Origin of the sequence: Paenibacillus sp. FSL W8-0187, assembly GCF_037969755.1 — a bacterium.
In the GTDB taxonomy this organism is placed as follows: domain Bacteria; phylum Bacillota; class Bacilli; order Paenibacillales; family Paenibacillaceae; genus Paenibacillus_AQ.
In genome coordinates this window covers 902,942-919,056 of the sequence record NZ_CP150206.1, presented here as the reverse complement: position 1 = coordinate 919,056, position 16,115 = coordinate 902,942, and the positions used below count along the sequence as shown (strand labels likewise).

The 16,115-nt window shown below is 49.4% G+C and carries 16 protein-coding genes; 4 read left to right on the top strand and 12 right to left on the bottom strand.

All coding sequences use genetic code 11. The features are described from left to right. Window positions 1-22: 22 nt before the first annotated feature. From MKY48_RS04050 to MKY48_RS04040, 3 genes are all read right to left on the bottom strand, one after another. Window positions 23-769: a phytanoyl-CoA dioxygenase family protein gene (locus MKY48_RS04050; RefSeq protein ID WP_076325975.1), complete on the bottom strand. Its 747-nt coding sequence runs from the start codon at window positions 767-769 to the stop codon at window positions 23-25. A gap of 78 nt (window positions 770-847) precedes the next feature. Further along, on the bottom strand, window positions 848-1,726 hold the full coding sequence (locus tag MKY48_RS04045) for an AraC family transcriptional regulator (RefSeq protein WP_339292330.1): 879 nt from the start codon (window positions 1,724-1,726) through the stop codon (window positions 848-850). A 63-nt stretch (window positions 1,727-1,789) separates the two neighbouring features. Then, window positions 1,790-2,698 carry a LysR family transcriptional regulator gene (locus tag MKY48_RS04040; protein WP_339270221.1) on the bottom strand — a complete coding sequence of 303 codons (909 nt, stop codon included), beginning with the start codon at window positions 2,696-2,698 and terminating at the stop codon, window positions 1,790-1,792. Between the two features lie 125 nt (window positions 2,699-2,823). On the opposite strand from MKY48_RS04040, the gene MKY48_RS04035 reads away from it, so the two are divergent. Together MKY48_RS04035 and MKY48_RS04030 are read left to right on the top strand one after the other, a co-directional pair. Further along, complete coding sequence (locus tag MKY48_RS04035; protein ID WP_339292329.1) at window positions 2,824-4,299, top strand: carboxylesterase family protein; 1,476 nt, start codon at window positions 2,824-2,826, stop codon at window positions 4,297-4,299. Next, the gene (locus MKY48_RS04030) at window positions 4,299-5,066 is read left to right on the top strand and encodes a sulfite exporter TauE/SafE family protein (RefSeq protein ID WP_339292328.1); all 768 of its coding nucleotides are present in this window, start codon (window positions 4,299-4,301) and stop codon (window positions 5,064-5,066) included. The genes MKY48_RS04035 and MKY48_RS04030 overlap by 1 nt, the downstream gene beginning before the upstream one ends. On the opposite strand, the gene MKY48_RS04025 is transcribed toward MKY48_RS04030, so the two are convergent. Further along, window positions 5,055-5,447: a hypothetical protein gene (locus MKY48_RS04025; RefSeq protein ID WP_339270216.1), complete on the bottom strand. Its 393-nt coding sequence runs from the start codon at window positions 5,445-5,447 to the stop codon at window positions 5,055-5,057. The two genes, MKY48_RS04030 and MKY48_RS04025, sit on opposite strands and share 12 nt — an antisense overlap. Before the next feature lie 11 nt (window positions 5,448-5,458). After that, window positions 5,459-6,100: a histidine phosphatase family protein gene (locus MKY48_RS04020; RefSeq protein ID WP_339292327.1), complete on the bottom strand. Its 642-nt coding sequence runs from the start codon at window positions 6,098-6,100 to the stop codon at window positions 5,459-5,461. Window positions 6,101-6,205: 105 nt separating this feature from the next. Here MKY48_RS04020 and MKY48_RS04015 point away from each other — a divergent pair, with 105 nt between their 5' ends. Beyond that, window positions 6,206-7,102 (top strand): LysR family transcriptional regulator, encoded by an 897-nt coding sequence (locus tag MKY48_RS04015; protein WP_339292326.1) that lies wholly within the window; start codon window positions 6,206-6,208, stop codon window positions 7,100-7,102. Window positions 7,103-7,203: 101 nt separating this feature from the next. Here MKY48_RS04015 and MKY48_RS04010 read toward each other — a convergent pair whose 3' ends face one another. From MKY48_RS04010 to MKY48_RS04000, 3 genes are all read right to left on the bottom strand, one after another. Then, the gene (locus MKY48_RS04010; RefSeq protein ID WP_339292325.1) at window positions 7,204-7,611 is read right to left on the bottom strand and encodes a FixH family protein; all 408 of its coding nucleotides are present in this window, start codon (window positions 7,609-7,611) and stop codon (window positions 7,204-7,206) included. Window positions 7,612-7,834: 223 nt separating this feature from the next. Next, window positions 7,835-8,641, bottom strand: a complete 807-nt coding sequence (locus tag MKY48_RS04005; protein ID WP_339292324.1) for a type II CAAX endopeptidase family protein — start codon at window positions 8,639-8,641, stop codon at window positions 7,835-7,837. 75 nt (window positions 8,642-8,716) lie between these two features. Beyond that, a complete protein-coding gene (locus MKY48_RS04000; protein ID WP_339292323.1) occupies window positions 8,717-9,295 on the bottom strand; it encodes a TetR/AcrR family transcriptional regulator in 579 nt (192 codons plus the stop codon). 165 nt (window positions 9,296-9,460) lie between these two features. Between MKY48_RS04000 and MKY48_RS03995 the strand changes: the two genes are divergently transcribed. Beyond that, on the top strand, window positions 9,461-9,628 hold the full coding sequence (locus MKY48_RS03995; protein ID WP_339292322.1) for a hypothetical protein: 168 nt from the start codon (window positions 9,461-9,463) through the stop codon (window positions 9,626-9,628). A gap of 371 nt (window positions 9,629-9,999) precedes the next feature. Here the strand turns inward: MKY48_RS03995 and cydC are convergent, their stop codons facing one another. The 4 genes from cydC to MKY48_RS03975 form a co-directional block, all read right to left on the bottom strand. Then, entirely contained in the window at window positions 10,000-11,724 is a 1,725-nt protein-coding gene (gene cydC, locus MKY48_RS03990; RefSeq protein ID WP_339292321.1) for a thiol reductant ABC exporter subunit CydC, read from the bottom strand. After that, window positions 11,721-13,541, bottom strand: a complete 1,821-nt coding sequence (cydD, locus tag MKY48_RS03985) for a thiol reductant ABC exporter subunit CydD (protein WP_339292320.1) — start codon at window positions 13,539-13,541, stop codon at window positions 11,721-11,723. Before cydD ends, cydC begins: the two co-directional genes overlap by 4 nt. 69 nt (window positions 13,542-13,610) lie before the next feature. Next, a complete protein-coding gene (locus MKY48_RS03980; RefSeq protein ID WP_215163309.1) occupies window positions 13,611-14,627 on the bottom strand; it encodes a cytochrome d ubiquinol oxidase subunit II in 1,017 nt (338 codons plus the stop codon). Then, complete coding sequence (locus MKY48_RS03975; protein WP_339292319.1) at window positions 14,624-15,988, bottom strand: cytochrome ubiquinol oxidase subunit I; 1,365 nt, start codon at window positions 15,986-15,988, stop codon at window positions 14,624-14,626. Before MKY48_RS03975 ends, MKY48_RS03980 begins: the two co-directional genes overlap by 4 nt. Between the last annotated feature and the right edge of the window lie 127 nt (window positions 15,989-16,115).

Genomic DNA, 16,115 nt, shown 5'->3' with positions numbered 1-16,115 from the left:
AAGTCTCCTTTTCCCCTTCAGGTTATTCGTTGACGAATTTCGTTCCGGCTATATTCTTTCCGCGGGCCAGCCACACTTTAAAGCCCGGGTTCTTATCCGGATAGACCAGCGCTTCCGTCGAGAAATACCGCATGGTGTAGCCGCAGCGACGGTACGGGCTAGTATTCGGGGCTGCGCCATGAATGATGCGCGAATCGTGAAGTGAGCATTCTCCCGCTTCCAACTCGAAGTAAACCGCTTGAGACTCATCGACGGAACCGCTCTTAATTTGGGTGTCGAACAAATTGCTCGCCCGATCTACTTCCTCATAGTCCGAGAAACCGTTACGGTGCGTACCTGGAATGACCCGCATGCATCCGTTTTCCTTCCAACTGCGGTCGATCGCCAACCATACGGTGATAATTTTGTCGAAGCTGCTTAATCTGCCGTTCCAGTAAGCCGAATCCTCATGCCATGGCGTAGCACGTCCGACATGCGGATCTTTACAGATAAAGTGGCTGGACCACAACCCGATGTTCGGACCAATGATCGGTTCAACCAGATCCAGTACCTCATCGGATAACAGAAAATCGAGCAGCCTTTCGTCACGGAAATGCGGCGTATCCAGCTCGTCGGATAATTTACTGCCCTTCTCCTCCAGCTGCTCTTCAAAGATCGATGTCAGAACCTGCATTTTTTCGGCACTAAAGAGCGGTTTCTTGTACAAGTAGTACCCATTTTCCTTATAAAACTCAACTTCTTGCTTCGAAAGGGCTTGCGTTGTCATCATCATAACCTCCAGTCAAGTAGGGATTTCGTTAACTGTGGTCATTATATCCCGGACGATCAGAGCCATACTGCGCATTCGTTAGGATAAATGCTGCATATCTTCGGTTATCTCTGCCTTGTTGCGGTACTGTCGGGGGGACATTCCTTTTCGCTGACGAAACACCCTTTCAAAATGCCCCAATGTATTAAAGCCGGAGACATAACAAATTTCGGTAACGGGCAGCGAGGATGCCTGAAGCAGCGATTCGGCGAATTGCATTCTGACATTTTGCAGATAACGTTGAAAAGATTGCCCCACAGATTTCGAGAAACACTCGCTGAAATAAGTAGCCGAGTATTGGGCCTGGCCAGCTGCATCCTCCAATCTCAAATCCTCACGGAAATGATGATGAATGTAGATCAGAGCTTTTTGCAGGTTTAAGTTGAGCTGCCGATCTCTCGTCCCGTTCGTGGGCTGAATGCGATTTGCGGCGCTGCCACGATACAGATCCACCAACAGCCGCTGAAGCGTAGCCCGGATCACGATCTCGCTGCCTTCCCGCCAGGTTCCGTTTTCCTCCCTCATCCGTTCATAGTCAGCGAATACCCCTGAGAGCCGCTTCTCCTCAAGCTGTGCTTGCAGCAAAAGTTTCCCGCCGAATAACCAATGGTAGACGTTATCATCCATCATAGCCTCGGTGAAAATGACATTATAAATTTCAAGTGGTTCCTCTTCCACGGAAGCCAGCTCATGAAAATCGGCTGGCGTCAGCAAGAAGATGGTTCCAGAAGACAACGGATACGACGAACCGTTGAGCCTGTGTTCGCCTTTTCCGGAAACCACATAACTCAGCTCGTAAAATTCATGCCAATGCAGCGGAATTGTCCCCGGATGAATGCCGTGGAACACCTGAACAGGCGCGTGGGGCTGCAATTGGTAATCCTCATTGGTTAGCCTGGGAGGCTGCTTGGTTGCCACTTAAGACGCCTCCTTCTCGCTTTTGATTTTTACAATAATTCCAACACGGATAAGAAAAACAGGCTAGAATCCTCTTCGAGCGATGTCCTGCCGGTGCGATTCGGCCAGTCTTGCGAAGTATCGAATGATGAAATCCCTGAACAGTACCGCAGTATGCATGAGGTATCGGTCCTCGGGCCAAGACAAGGAGATTGAGCGTTTGCACCAGCTTTCTTCGAGCCGCAGTTGGACGACATCCGGTCCGGTTGATCCGCCCCACGTAACGGCTGGCAGGAAGGCAACACCCTGACCGGCTCGAATTAATCCTCGGACGGTGGCGGGATCGTCGCTCTCAAATCGGATATGGGGGATAAATCCGGCAAGACGGCAAAAGGCATCGGTTGTTTCACGCAACGATTTTCCCGGAGGCAGGGTAATGAAGCTCTCTTCCTTAAGCTCCTGCAAGCTGACATGGTTCCGATCCGCGAGCGGGTGCCCGGCGGGAACGGCAACCACGATATCCTCTTCGAGCAAGCAGACCGACGCTGTTCCCTTTGGTGGTGTTGCGCCATCGGATAGGCACAAATCGAAGCTCGGCATACCTTCGAATGACGAAACATGCTGCTGTAATTGAAACTCTGCATTCGGCCATTCTTTGCGGAAATCAGCCAATAGATCCGGCAGTAAATGCGAGGAGACGCGAACATCAAGCGTGATGGCGGCGGGGACGCTGCCATTAGCATCCTGCAGCTGCAGCTTTCCATCCTCCAGCGCTTGCAGCGCGATATCCACTTGATGCAGAAACAGCTTGCCGTGCTCGTTCAGCCGTATCGTTTTACGCTCCCGTTTGAACAGCTTGGTTCCCAGCTCGGCTTCAAGCGACGCGATCATTTTGCTAAGTGCCGGCTGAGAGATATGTAGGCTATGGGCTGCTTTTGTCATGTGCTGCATGCGGGCGGCAGTCTGAAAATACTTTAATTGCAACAGTTCCATTCCGATCCCCACTTTCCACAATACATAACCTGTAAGTTATTATTAATATAATTCAATATATATTAGGGTTCATGAAATATACAAGATATAATAGTCTCAAATCGTAAGGATAGGGGACAATCAACTTGATCGTACAGATATTATCAGGAAAAGTTGCAGGCGAAAGATTAAAAGGTTCGTATGTATTCCGGGGCATCCCTTATGCAGCCCCGCCAATCGGTAAGCGAAGATTCAAGCCTCCGGCACCTCCGCTCTCCTGGCCGGGCGTGAGGCAGTGCAATCAATTCGGACCTATCGCACCGCAGAAGCATAATCCGCAAAGCTGCATGCCGGAGCTTGTGCAGTCCGAAGACTGCCTAAACTTGAACGTGTGGACTTCAGGTGCAAGCGATAAGCTAAAGCCAGTCATGGTCTATATCCATGGCGGCGGTTTCGTATCGGGCAACGGAGCGGAGTGTGATGGATCACGATATGCAGCAGAGGATGGAATCGTCTACGTATCGATCAATTATCGGCTTGGTGCGCTAGGTTTCTTATATTTGGGAGGAGTGCTGGGCAAAAAGTATGAAACCTCCGGTAACAATGGAATGCTGGATATCGCTGCTGCCCTCCAATGGGTCCAGCTTAATATTGCCGCTTTCGGCGGCGACCCGTCGCGCGTAACCGTCATTGGCAACTCTGCCGGGGCCAAGTGTACCGCCACCCTCTACGTGATGGAAGCGGCACAGGGCTTATTTCACCGGGCCATTGCCCAAAGCGGCGCAACGCAGTCGATACGGGATTGCCAAACCGCCAATGTCACGACTCTCCGGCTGCTTGAAGAGCTGGGGTTATCGCAAGCGCAGGCGCATCAGCTGCTTGAACTGCCTGCGGAGAGAATCATCGAAGCGCAGTCGGCGATCGGCTCCGACACCTCGCGCAGTCTGCATATGTTCGGCCCGGTTGCCGATGGCCATGTCATTCCGTTGGATCCGCTGGCGAGTCTAGCCGGGAACGCCGACCTTCCACCGCTGCTGATCGGCACGAATGAGAATGAAGCGGCTATTTTTATCCATAACGATCCCGTGCTTCAGTCTCCGGCTTTCGAGACGCTCGAACGATTCTTCGGAGGGAATGCCGCTGTGGCGTGGAATACTTATGCTCGTTATGAGCAATCGATGGCATCGGGTGAAGCGTGGAGCAAAGCATTGACCGAACATCTCTATACGATTGGAGCGATGCAGTTCGCAGAAGCCGTGGCATCGTCCGGAACATCGGTATGGATGTATCGGCTCCAAGGCGGCGGCTCGCTAGGCGCGATACATGGTTATGAAGGCAGTCTCATCCATGCGGTGGTAACCCGCAATCCTATGTCCGAAATGCCCACCAATGAGGATCCGTATGCTGTAGCAGCTGAGAGCTATGCGCTGGCACGCGCCATGCGGGAAGCATGGGTTGCATTCATACAGAGCGGAGACCCAAATATCCGTGCGCTGCCGGTTTGGACCGTCTATGGGAGCGGGCACCCCACCATGGTACTGGACCAAAACTGCTGCGTTCGCTATGACCTGCCGGTTCCGGCTGGGATCGGCGTTCCTCATCAGGTTTTGAGGATAGTCTGATGCAGTTGGTCGATATTGCCCTCGTTATGGTGCTGCTCGGACTCCTTCTCGGTTTTGTAGGTGCAGGCGGCTCAGGTTTCATTATCTCCATCCTAACCGTCGTATTCGGTTATCCCATTCATACCGCGCTGGGTACCGCACTGGCTGCGATGTTCTTCTCGTCGCTTTCCGGTTCTGTCAGCCATTACCGGGAAGGGAACATGGTACTGAAGACGGGGGCCGTCGTCGGCTTGGCCGGTGCGGCAGGGGCATGGGTCAGCTCGGGCTGGTCCTCGCTTATTCCCGAGGATAAGCTGGGCTTCATGACATCCGGTATGCTGTTCGCCTCTGGACTAGCCTTATGGTTCAGGATGCTGTACGTCTCACGTCGGTCGAAGGCTTCCGGGAACTCGATGCCATCCGTCGTCCATGACTTCCGATACTGGCTGCAGGCGCTGCTCATCGGACTCATCACCGGCGCCTTATCGGGGCTGTTCGGAATCGGCTCCACCCCTTTCATCCAGTTAGGGCTTATGCTGATCCTCGGCATGTCGATGCGTTTTGCCGCAGGCACGACCATGCTGGTCATTATGCCAATCGCACTGGCTGGAGGAGCCGGGTACTTCTCGATCGGGTACCTGGATGTTCAACTGCTCGCCGCTGTTGTGATCGGTACGATGTCCGGCTCGTATGTGGGGGCAAAGTTTACGAAGCGGGTACCCGTTGTCTGGCTGAAAACCTGCATGGTCCTCACCCCAATGATTGGTGCTGCCATTCTATTGCTGTAAGGACCACCCAACTGGTGGCCCGAACCCCCACAGAACCCGGCGCGCGGATTTCCCGCACCGGGACGGGGCGAAGTTGGATTGGATCAAACGCAAACAGGCCATAATCAAGATGAAATCGATACCCACTTTACAGAGATAAGCAGCAGGAAGATGATTGACGGTAAAACCGATCACGGATGTGAGTGTGGGAGCAAGGAAAATCTGAAGCGGATGCCTGAGCCAATTCGGATCCCGGTAGACCCACATGGCGATCACCATGGCTGCGATTTCGGGTAGGATGAACTCATGATTATGACTAAGTTCCGAAGCCGCGGCCATCAGGATAATCATGGCGAAGGCCATCGTGTAAGCCAAGAGATTTTTCCTTTTCTTCGTGTTCATGCATCCTCCCCTTATTCCGGTAACACTTCTGCGCTTACCTCGTAATGAGAGGTGTCTCCGTACAACTCGATGAATGGATGAGAATCATGAAATACAATTTTGCTTAAGCTCGCTGAAGGAACATCCGGCAAATTCCCCATGTCGCTCAACTGCATTCCGGAATAATGGTTCATTAACGTTTTTAAGGTCATGCGGTGGGTTACGATCAGAACGGTTCCTCCTGGGCAGCTTAGCAGGATTCTTTCCACAGCGATTACCGCCCGATCCAGCAGCTCCGGGAAGGTCTCTCCCTGTCCTGTTGGACGGTATAAATGAGGCTTATGCAAAAAATGATCAAACTCAACGGTATGCTCATTCTGTATTGTTGGTACGTTTTGTCCTTCCCACAGCCCCATGTGAATTTCCTTCAGTTCATCTAATTTAATGATACTTTCCGATTTGCTTCCGCAAATCATCTGGGCCGTTGTCAACGCTCTCGGACTGGGACTAGAAAAAATCGCATCAAACGTAACCGTCTGTAACCGGTCACGCAACCGTGCAGCCTGCCGTCTGCCTTCAGGTGTTAACGGTGAGTCCATATGCCCCTGCATCTTCTGTTCCACATTCCACTGGGTCTGGCCGTGTCTTACGAAATAAATGGTGGTGGTCGTCATGTTGCTCCCTCCTTTGTTGGTAATTGAAGTATACGTCCGTAATGTATAAAATAAAAATATATGTTTTATATTATGTATTAACAAAATGTATAGAAGGTGATGGGATTGTCTCTCAATCTGCATGCATTGATGCTGTTCTATAACGTTGCTCTTGCCGGAAGCGTTACCGAGGCCTCCAAGAGGCTGAATATCAGCCAGCCTGCCATCTCTGCCCAAATTCGGAATTTTGAAAAGCAGTACAAAATCATTTTATTTGAGAAAAAAGGAAGAAACCTGGTTTTGACCTCTTTTGGCCAAAAGCTGTTTAAACCCACCGAAAAGCTGTTTCTTCTCGAAGAGCAAATCGAAACCATGATTGAAGACTATCATAAACATCCGCAGGGAAAACTTCGGCTCTCCGGAAATTACCTAGCGACCAGCGTTTTGATCCCCAAGTGGGCTTCCTTATTCAAGCAAAGGTATCCGAAAGTGGAAGTGGAAATTACGACGGTGAATTCACAAGTTGCACTTGAAAGATTGACGAATTACGAGGCGGATATCGCCATCTTTGGAAATAGCGAAATTACAAATCAGAATGACCATTCCCTCCATTGCCTGGAATTATATCAAGACGAATTCAAATTTGTGGTTGCGCCAAATCATAAGTATGCCAACAGGCAAATTTCCATGGAAGACATGGTGAAAGAGCCATTTATTATGCGAGAGGAAGGCAGCACGACCCGAAAGAGGCTCCTTGAGCTGTGCAGCGTTCAAGATGTCAGCCCACCAAAGATCGAACTGCAATTTAACGGCCTTAATGAAACCATCCAGGCTGTGGTCGCCGGATATGGCGTCAGTTTTGTATCCTCTCTTGTGGCCAGTCCATTCATCAAACGGGGAGAATTAGCTAAAGTGGATGTCATTGGCGTCAGTTTTACCAACAAAATCGTGCTCTGTTCTCATGATAAAGATGATCTGGAGGGATTCATCCGCGATTTTATTTCGATCGCAAAAAAAGGCTAGATCCACTCTGAAATGGTCAATGGTCGTCTATCGATTAAAAAAGGAAGCCGTTTTTTTTCGGCTTCCTCCAAATGGTACTATCCATTAATAAGCGGTGATTCTTAGCTCATCTCATCGTTTTGAACGACCAGTTTCTTTTCACTCGTCGTTACCGACGCCCCTTCATTTTCCACGTGGACTTTGACGAAATACTCCCCGCCTTCAGAGAACAGCGTTTTAATCCGGTAATTCCCATCCTGGTCTGGAATGGCAGTGATCATATCATGTTCGGCGCTGTCTTTTTTCCATATTTCGAATTCGACTCGCGCGGTATCGACGATTGGATCGCTTCCCTTCGTTATATGGGCATCTATGAGAATGGCGCGGCCGGATACGAGGACGTCTTGAACAGGATTCACTTCAACTTGCAGCTTTTCCGATTCTTTGGCTTCTCCCCCGCCAACGCCGGAACAGGCGGCAGAGATCAATAAACATACAATTGCAATCAAGGGCAGCACACTTCTTCTCACACGAATCATCTCCAAATCTCGTATAGTCCAAATCTCGTGGTGCATCCTAAGTATACAGAGACAAGTCATTAAGAAATAATATATTATATGTCCGATATATAAATAATAAGTATATATGGTAATGGAAGGAAGCTTTCAATTGCATCAGTAACAAAAAAAAGAAGCCCGATTAATCGACTTCTTTTTTGTATTTTTGATTATATAGAACTGATGATTCATCCTGTTAGCTATTACGCATGAATCTAAATTGAGCTAACGTTTTAGAACCCCATAAAAATGTAACGATTAAAGCTACTAATGCTGTGACGATAAAGATCGAGAATAGGGTGATACTTGAATCGTAATTGGGAAGCAAAAATGAACAAACGTTATTCATTGCATGAAATATGGCTGCTGCAAGTACACTTTTGCCCGTATTTTTATAAAACCAAACGATCAGTATCCGCAAAAAAACGGAACCCGCGCACTGCCATAGGATCCATGCTGGCGAATGATGGTTTTGAAAATGGGGAATAACGTGCCATAGCTGCCAAATAACCCCGAGAACGATGCTGGCCCCTAATGCGTGCCACCGTTTTTCCAGTATGTCGAAAACATAGCCTTGCCAACCAATCTCCTCGCATATAGCTGCGATGAAAAATACCGCGAAGAAGGTCAATACCGTCAGGATGGAAAAGTGCAAGTCAGGAAGCGGTTCTCCCATTAATTTCATGAATCCATATACACAGATCATAATGACAGGCATCAAGAGAAAGAGAGGGACAAACCAGATCTTGTTCTTCATGCTCATATGAAATGACTTCTTCAATAGTTGTTTGATGCCGCCTGAACCGTCATTCCTATAGACGAGGATGACAGCCGCGATCATAGGACACACAAACATAAGAGCACTAAAAGGAAGATTTATCGGAATTTCTTGTTGCCAATGTTCGGCTGCCATTCCGATCAACCAGAACGGAATGGAGAGAATGAAAACCAACAAGAAAAAGATCCAAGGAGTATGATTTGAGGATTTATTGTTTATGCCCATAATTTTAAATAACTCCTATATATTTGTGTGATTTAACATTTTGATATCTTTGACAGTCTTCAAGGTACAATAGTGCTATTCGATCGAATTAAACAGGCTCATGGTAATCATCGTAAAGACTTGACGTTCCAAGTCATTGCGGGAATATTCATCCTGATGGCTAAGATAGTACTTCGAAGTGCTCTCCAGCGTACCGATAATACTGACCGCAGCCAAATTCGAGTCAAGATCACGGAGATAATTTTCATCGCACTTTCCTTCTTCCAGGATCTTTGCCAAGAAGTTGAGATGCTCCTGTCTGAGCAGTTTTAATTCATCCAGAACGTCTTCCTCAAATCCGTTGGAAGTATCATTGAAAACAACATGTGACAAATGGCGGGATTCCAGAAACAAATCAAGATGGTGACGAATCGTTTGCTGAATTTTATCCTTGAGTGGGATGGAAGAATGTAGGTCAGCCTCAATCCGCCGAATAAAGTCCTCAAAAGTACTCTTGACAACCGTTTTAAACAATTGGGATTTCCCTGGGAAATTGTAGTATAGAGTGCCTTTGGCTACCTGCGCACGTAGTGCAATTTCATCCATGCTTGCGCGGTGGTATTCATTCTCAGAAAACACCTCAATGGCAGCTTTAATAATTCTATCTTTACTCAAAATAGGATCTACCTTTCGCTGAAAATTCGGGGAACTCAAATCACAAAAAAAACTGACTTGCAAGTCTAAAAATCAGATTAGCATTTCAGGAAAAATAAGTCAAGCGATGTACTCAGATGTTCCCTCAGAACGAATCTCATTAAAAACTATTTAGGAGGGTTCGGTATGGCCAATTGGGTACGCATTCATTGGGACATTCCGGAAAAAACTTCAGTTCGTATCGTTAACGAAGTGGATAATGTCAATCACGTTATCTATCAGGCTATTCAAAAGGAGGATACCGGCCATAAAATGAGTCAGATATTTCACGTTTGCAGCAAATTCTTGCCTTAAAGGAATTAATGATCGATTTGCTACGCATGATACCTTTGTTGTGGAAAGAGTTTATAATACCAATCGTGGATAAGCTGGGCGAAGTGTTAAAGCACGCGTCTATGACCGAGAATAATCAATGACAATTTCAAATCTCAGCATAGGATCTACAGATAACCAGAATAGCAGTTAATAACTTACTAAAGCCTAATTTCTCGGTGTTGTAAACGAGAAATTAGGCTTTATATATTTGGGCTTTCTTAACGTTGTATATTCGCATCTTCTACTCCGCACGATTTCTGATACATGTCATGGTGGAGATCGAATAATTCTTTGCCAAGAGGAGTGTTCGGAAGTGAATCTCGTTAACTTAATCATTTTGTTGTACTGATCTACCCGTCTTCGCCGATCATTTGCAGCTCAATTTGTTTCATTTCATAAAAATATCCCTTTTGCTCCATCAGCTCTAAATACGTGCCCGCTTCAATGACTCTGCCTTGGTCCATCACCAGAATCCGGTCCATCTCTTCCAAGCCGGTCAGCCGATGGCAAATCAGAAGAAGCGTATCGTTATCCGCTTGCGCCAACAGATGCCGAAAAACACGCTGCTCCGTAACGTAATCCAGTGAAGACGTCGGTTCGTCCAGAAGCCATAACCGTCCTTCTCGGAGCATCGCCCGGGCCAAGGCTAAGCGCTGCTTCTCTCCATCCGACAAGTTCTCCCCTTTTTCATATACCATATCGTCCAGGGACTTATTCGGCAGCTGTACTTTATCCAGCATAACCGACAACGCCTGATCGGAATGATGTTCCTCATTCAACAGCAGGTTGTCCCGAACGGTGCCCCGAAAGAAATGACTGTGCTGCAGCACTACCTTTGAGGCTTGCCAAATGCTCGCTTCATCCAGTTCCTTAATCGATGTATCATTTAAACGAATCTGGCCGTCTGTCGGTGTGCGCAGCTTGAGCAGCAATTCGATGAGGGTTGTTTTCCCTGATCCACTCGGACCGACAATAGCGGTTTTAGACCCCGGCGGAAGATAGAGGGAAATGTCCTTCAGCGCTGGACGCCATTCATCTTCATATTGAAATGAAACACCGCTTAGCTCAATGGAAACGGCTTTCTCGACGGAAAGGACACCGCTTGGCTGCGGCGGCTGCCTATCTGCGGCAAGAACCGTTTCCGCAAGCCGCTTAGCCGCATGTTCGCTATCCAGCTTATAAGCGGGCAGTGTGGCCATTGGCGCTGCTTCTTCAAACACCGTAAGCGAAGCCATGACCAGCATGGCGAGAAACACGCCGGCAAGCGAGCCGTCCATAATCAAATAGGCGCCAAGAATCAGTACGCCCCACGAAATCAGATACGTTACAAAAATATGCAGTGATTGCCCGCGCAGCAAGTGCCGGGCTGCCGCTTGCTGTTCCGCTGCCAATGCGGCGGAGGTACGCTGCAGCTGCTGCTCGCGCTTGTTCATTTGCCCGTATACTTTCAAATCGCGGAAACCGTAAAGCAATTCGGTCACTTCTGTGGAAAGCGCCGCTCGCTCTTGGCGAACGCGGCCATATATCCTTCTCTGTCCAAGAAGAACAAGTGCAGGAACCACAAAAGCCGTTGCCAGCATCCCCAACACAAACAAACAGGCAATCCAGAATGAAAAGGCGGAAGTAAACAAAATCGTAGCCAGAAAGACCATGACAACAATGACAGGCGGATAGGCGACACGCAGAAAGTAATGCTGTAAGCTCTCTACATCCCCGACGATCCGTGCGAGCAGTTCTCCGCTCCGTTTTTTGCCCAATATCCCTGGCGTCAAAGGAACAAGCTTGGCAAAAAAGGATGTACGCAAACGGCTGAGCAGAGAGAATGTCGCCCGATGGGAATACAAGCGTTCCGCGTAGCGGCTTGCCGCCCGCAGCAGACCAAGTATTTTTACCAGGGACGTCAGCACAATCAAGGTATAGAGCGGCGGGGCAAATACAGTCTGGGAGATCAGATACCCGCTTGCGGCGAAGAGACATACACCTGCGATGCCGGCAACGAATCCTCCGATGATGGCGATGGCAATATCCTTCCGTTCCTGAATCATCGCCTTGGTTAAAATAGCCAGCTCATTCATGCGAGTCCCCCTTTCCGCTGGGCATCCACCATTTCAGCATATTGGGGCAGACGCGCAAGAAGCTCATCATGGCACCCGCTGTCCAGCAGCACTCCGTTGTCCATAAACAATATTCGGTCGGCATGTCGTATCGTGTACAAGCGGTGCGCCACGGTAATCATGGTCGCCTTGCTTGCAAGCTCGGCAATGGACCGCTGTAAGACGCGTTCGGTGTGCAAGTCCAATCCGACGGTGGGTTCATCAAACAAAATAACGGCAGGCCGCTTCAAAAAAGCACGCGCCAGCGCTAGCCTCTGCTTCTCACCGCCCGACAACCCCCGGCCCCCTTCGCCGACAAAGGTGTCATAGCCCTGTTCCAACTCGGCTGCAACCGCAGCTAGTCCGGCGGCCTCCGCCGCCTGCACGACTTCGCCCCTGGAGGCGTCCCTGCCCGCACCAATCGCAATATTGTCGGCAAACGTGCCGGCAAAAATATACGGATGCTGGGTAATGTAGCTAACATGATCAAACCAGTGAGCCTCATCGTACCCCGCAAGCGGACGTCCGTTCACCAGCACTTCTCCCGACGTCGGCGCAAGCAGCCCGGCAATCACATGCAGCAAAGTGGTTTTACCGGATCCGCTTTTACCAACAATGGCGATTTGCTCCCCTGGTCCAAACGACATGGAGCCGGCTGCAAGCTCGAACGAATCCGGCCCATACCGAAACCGGACATCCCTCAGTTCGATGGATGGCGGCATCCGAATCAAACCCAAGTCGGCTGTCTCAGGCTTATCCGCCGTATCAATCTGATCACCCCTGTTTGTTCTGCCCTTTTTCCCGGCGCCCTCTTGCCCATCTGTCACTGCTCCTGCTTCCCTTGTTTCCGTGAGCATCTCCTCTACTTTTCGGACAGCCCCCATGCTGGTACGACCGCTATGAAAAGCAGTTCCCGTGTTTTTTAGCAGGCTATAAAACTCGGGCACCAGCAGCAGGATCAAAAAGGCAGTGTGGAAGGAAAGCGATTTGAAAACCAGCAGCTGCAGCGCCAGCTCAAGTGCGACAACGCCAATGCTAAGCATAACGATGGATTCCAGCATGAAGGTGTTGGTAAACGCAATCCGTAAAATGCCCATCGTTGCATCCCGATAGCCCAGGCTGCTGCGTTCAATTTCCTGTTGCTGATGATCTGTCCGACCAAACAGTTTGAGCGAAACCAGCCCTTGAAGAGAGTCGAGAAACGTACCGGAAAACTCGGCCAGCTGTGCGAATTTCTCCTCCGATTTGTTCTTCGTTTTCAGCCCCACAAGCACCATAAATATCGGGATAAAGGGGGCGGTAACCAGCATAATCAAGCCGGAATTCATATGCTTAGTAAAAACAATGACCAGAATCAGGACGGGAATGATGGCGGCTTCTATCATACGCGGCATATACTGGCTGAAATAACTGTCCGCCTCATCCACCGCATCCAGCGCCACACTGACCTTTCCGCCCGTTTGTCCACGAAGCGTTGAAGCTACGGAAGCATGGGCCAGCTTACGCAGCACCGCTGCTCGCATCTCCGTCTTGGCGCTTGCAGCCATGTGCAAGCCAATGATCCCGTTTCCATAAGACAGCAGCGTCCGCGCAGCCATCACAGCCAGCAATGCGCCAAGTATGACAACAACCGACGAAAAGGAAGCCCGCTGCACAAAAATCCTCTGGACCGCTTCGGCGAGCAGCGCGGCCTGGCCTATCATGGCTGCACCGAGCGCAAGCGACATGAACCCCAAGAGAATCAAACGATTCCTTTGCGCGGACATTTGCTGAGACAGCAGACTGGTTTTCCCCTTCAAGTAACTCCCCTCCTTTATACCAAACCACTGCAAGGTACTCCTAAATGAAGTGATACCCACGCACGATTATTATTTTTTGCCTTTTACATAATCCGCATCAAACAGGAATAGCCTGAAGACCAGTATAAGGGACGGAATCAGCAGGCAGAGGCCGCCGATAAAGGCCGCCACAAGCGCAGCACCCATCGACTCATGCGTGGCTCCGCTTTGAATGGTAATGTACGGATCCAGAATATAAGGATATTGCCCGATACCGTATGCAAAAAATGCACAGAAAAATTGCAGCATGACACAAATAAAAGCGAGTCCGTAGCGGCGTCCTTTGTACAGCAGCCATATGGCTATCATGAAAAAACCAACGGAAAGCGCCAGCAGCCACCATAAATCCATCATGTTTTGAAAATGCCGCTCATTATGTTGACTGAGGAAAATAAATGCCGTGAGCGCGGCAATAATGGTTGGCGTACTCCAGAACAGGGCATATGTCCGCACCAGCTTTAGCGCTGGCTGATCGTCCGCTCGGGAGGCGTAGAAGGCCAGGAACGACCCGCTTATAAACAGTACCGATACGATGGCCAATGCGACGATGCTCCACGACAACGGGCTCGTCATCAGCGTCCAATATTCCAGAGAAACAGCTCCACCTCTTTCCACAATAAAACCGCCTTCGGAAAGCGTTAATGCTACCGACAAGGAGGCCGGAATGAGCAAACCTGTGGCCCCATATAAAAACAGATACACGATGTTTTCTTTGGAGCCGTAATTTTCAAACGCGTAAAAGGAGCCGCGGATCGCCAGCAGAATAATGGCGATGCTTCCCGGTATAAGCAGCGCAGAGCCATAATAATAGGCCGTGTCCGGGAAAAAACCGACGATGCCGATAAAGAAAAAAACAAAAAACACATTGGTAATCTCCCAGACCGGCGATAAATAACGGGATATCAATCGATTGATCAGGTGGTCCTGCTTCGTCAGACGGGCATAGAAGGCAAAAAAACCGGCGCCGTAATCAATGGAAGCTATAATTAAATAGCCGTATAAAAACAGCCAAAGAACAGAGATGCCTATCAACTCGTAATGGATCATACCGGCTCACCCTTTCCCGTGGATTGATCGCGTTTCTCTTTCACGAACTCGTCCAGCTCGGCTTCTGCCGGTTTGTTACGGAACAAACGTCTCAGGACAAAGACACACATGGTCCCAAGAACAATATACAGTAGCAGGAAGAGGAAAAAGAGAATCCTCACATTCGGTGAAGTCGTAGCCGCCTCCTCTACGCGCATATATCCGCGGATAATCCACGGCTGCCGCCCGAGCTCCGCATAGAACCAGCCCATTTCAACGCCCAAAAATGCGAGAGGCGCACTAAAAACAATGGCCCGAAGCAGCCACTTGTTGAGCTCATTGCGTCTCTTCCAGAACAAAAACAGGAAATACAGGACAGCAACGGCTAACATAACAAAACCGATCCCGGCCATGAAATCAAACAAATAATGGACCAGCAGAGGCGGCCTTTCATCAAGCGGAAACTCCTCCAGCCCCTTTACCTCGGCATCAAAGTCCCCAAAGGCCAGGAAGCTGAGTGCTTTCGGAATGTGGATGGCTCCCATTACCTTCTGCTCCGCATTAAGCCAGCCCAGTAATATCAAATCCGCACCGCTTTCCGTTTCAAAATGCCATTCTGCAGCGGCCAGCTTCTCCGGTTGATGCTCCGCCAAAAACTTGGCCGACATATCCCCGGCTAAGGTTGTCAGCAAGCTGAACACCAGAACAACCGCCATCATGAGCTTCAATGCTTTCTTGTAATATGCCGAGGGCCCTTTTCTCAGAATAACGTAGGCTGCGATTCCCGCCAGCAGGGCAGCTCCCGTCAAATAGGCCGAGGTTAGTACATGGAATACTTTTGAAGGCGTCGCCGTATTCAACATCGCTTGCAGCGGGTTAACCGCCGTAAAGTGGCCTGCCTCCATGACAAAGCCTCCAGGCTGATTCATGAATCCGTTCACCGTCGTAATAAAAACAGCGGACATGCCTGCCCCGGCAACAATCGGAATCGTCAGCAGCCAATGGATATACGGGTTGCGGAACCGATCCCACGTGTACATATATATCCCCAGGAAAATGGCTTCAAAAAAGAATGCAAAAACCTCCATAAATAACGGGAGGGCGATAACATTCCCCGCCACTTGCATAAAGTTCGGCCAAACAAGCGCGAGCAGCAAGGAGATCGCCGTTCCAGTCACCACGCCAACCGCCACCGAAATAACGAATCCTCGCGTCCATCTTTTGGCCATGAGCATGTAATGGGGATCCTTCTTACGTATACCGACAAATTCGGCAATGGCAATCATTAACGGAACACCGACGCCAACTGTGGCAAAAATGACATGAAACGCCAAGGTTAGCCCTGTCAGCCATTTGCTCCACAGCACCGTATCTATAACCACGAGATACTGCCTCCTTTCAAACCCTGTTCATTCGTTGATCGGGATTGACCCTAATAAGTACATACCCGATATTTAAACGTTATTATAACGAAGCAATGTCTCAAATGAATCACGAAAGCCTCTCGTT

Excerpts from the sequence above, each read along its gene's own strand:
- MKY48_RS04040 (WP_339270221.1), bottom strand. The coding sequence starts at position 2,698 with ATGGAACTGTTGCAATTAAAGTATTTTCAGACTGCCGCCCGCATGCAG.
- MKY48_RS04025 (WP_339270216.1), bottom strand. The coding sequence starts at position 5,447 with ATGAACACGAAGAAAAGGAAAAATCTCTTGGCTTACACGATGGCCTTC.
- MKY48_RS03995 (WP_339292322.1), top strand. The coding sequence starts at position 9,461 with ATGGCCAATTGGGTACGCATTCATTGGGACATTCCGGAAAAAACTTCA.
- MKY48_RS04005 (WP_339292324.1), bottom strand. The coding sequence starts at position 8,641 with ATGGGCATAAACAATAAATCCTCAAATCATACTCCTTGGATCTTTTTC.
- MKY48_RS03980 (WP_215163309.1), bottom strand. The coding sequence starts at position 14,627 with ATGATCCATTACGAGTTGATAGGCATCTCTGTTCTTTGGCTGTTTTTA.
- MKY48_RS04020 (WP_339292327.1), bottom strand. The coding sequence starts at position 6,100 with ATGACGACCACCACCATTTATTTCGTAAGACACGGCCAGACCCAGTGG.
- cydC (WP_339292321.1), bottom strand. The coding sequence starts at position 11,724 with ATGAATGAGCTGGCTATTTTAACCAAGGCGATGATTCAGGAACGGAAG.
- MKY48_RS04050 (WP_076325975.1), bottom strand. The coding sequence starts at position 769 with ATGATGACAACGCAAGCCCTTTCGAAGCAAGAAGTTGAGTTTTATAAG.
- MKY48_RS04030 (WP_339292328.1), top strand. The coding sequence starts at position 4,299 with ATGCAGTTGGTCGATATTGCCCTCGTTATGGTGCTGCTCGGACTCCTT.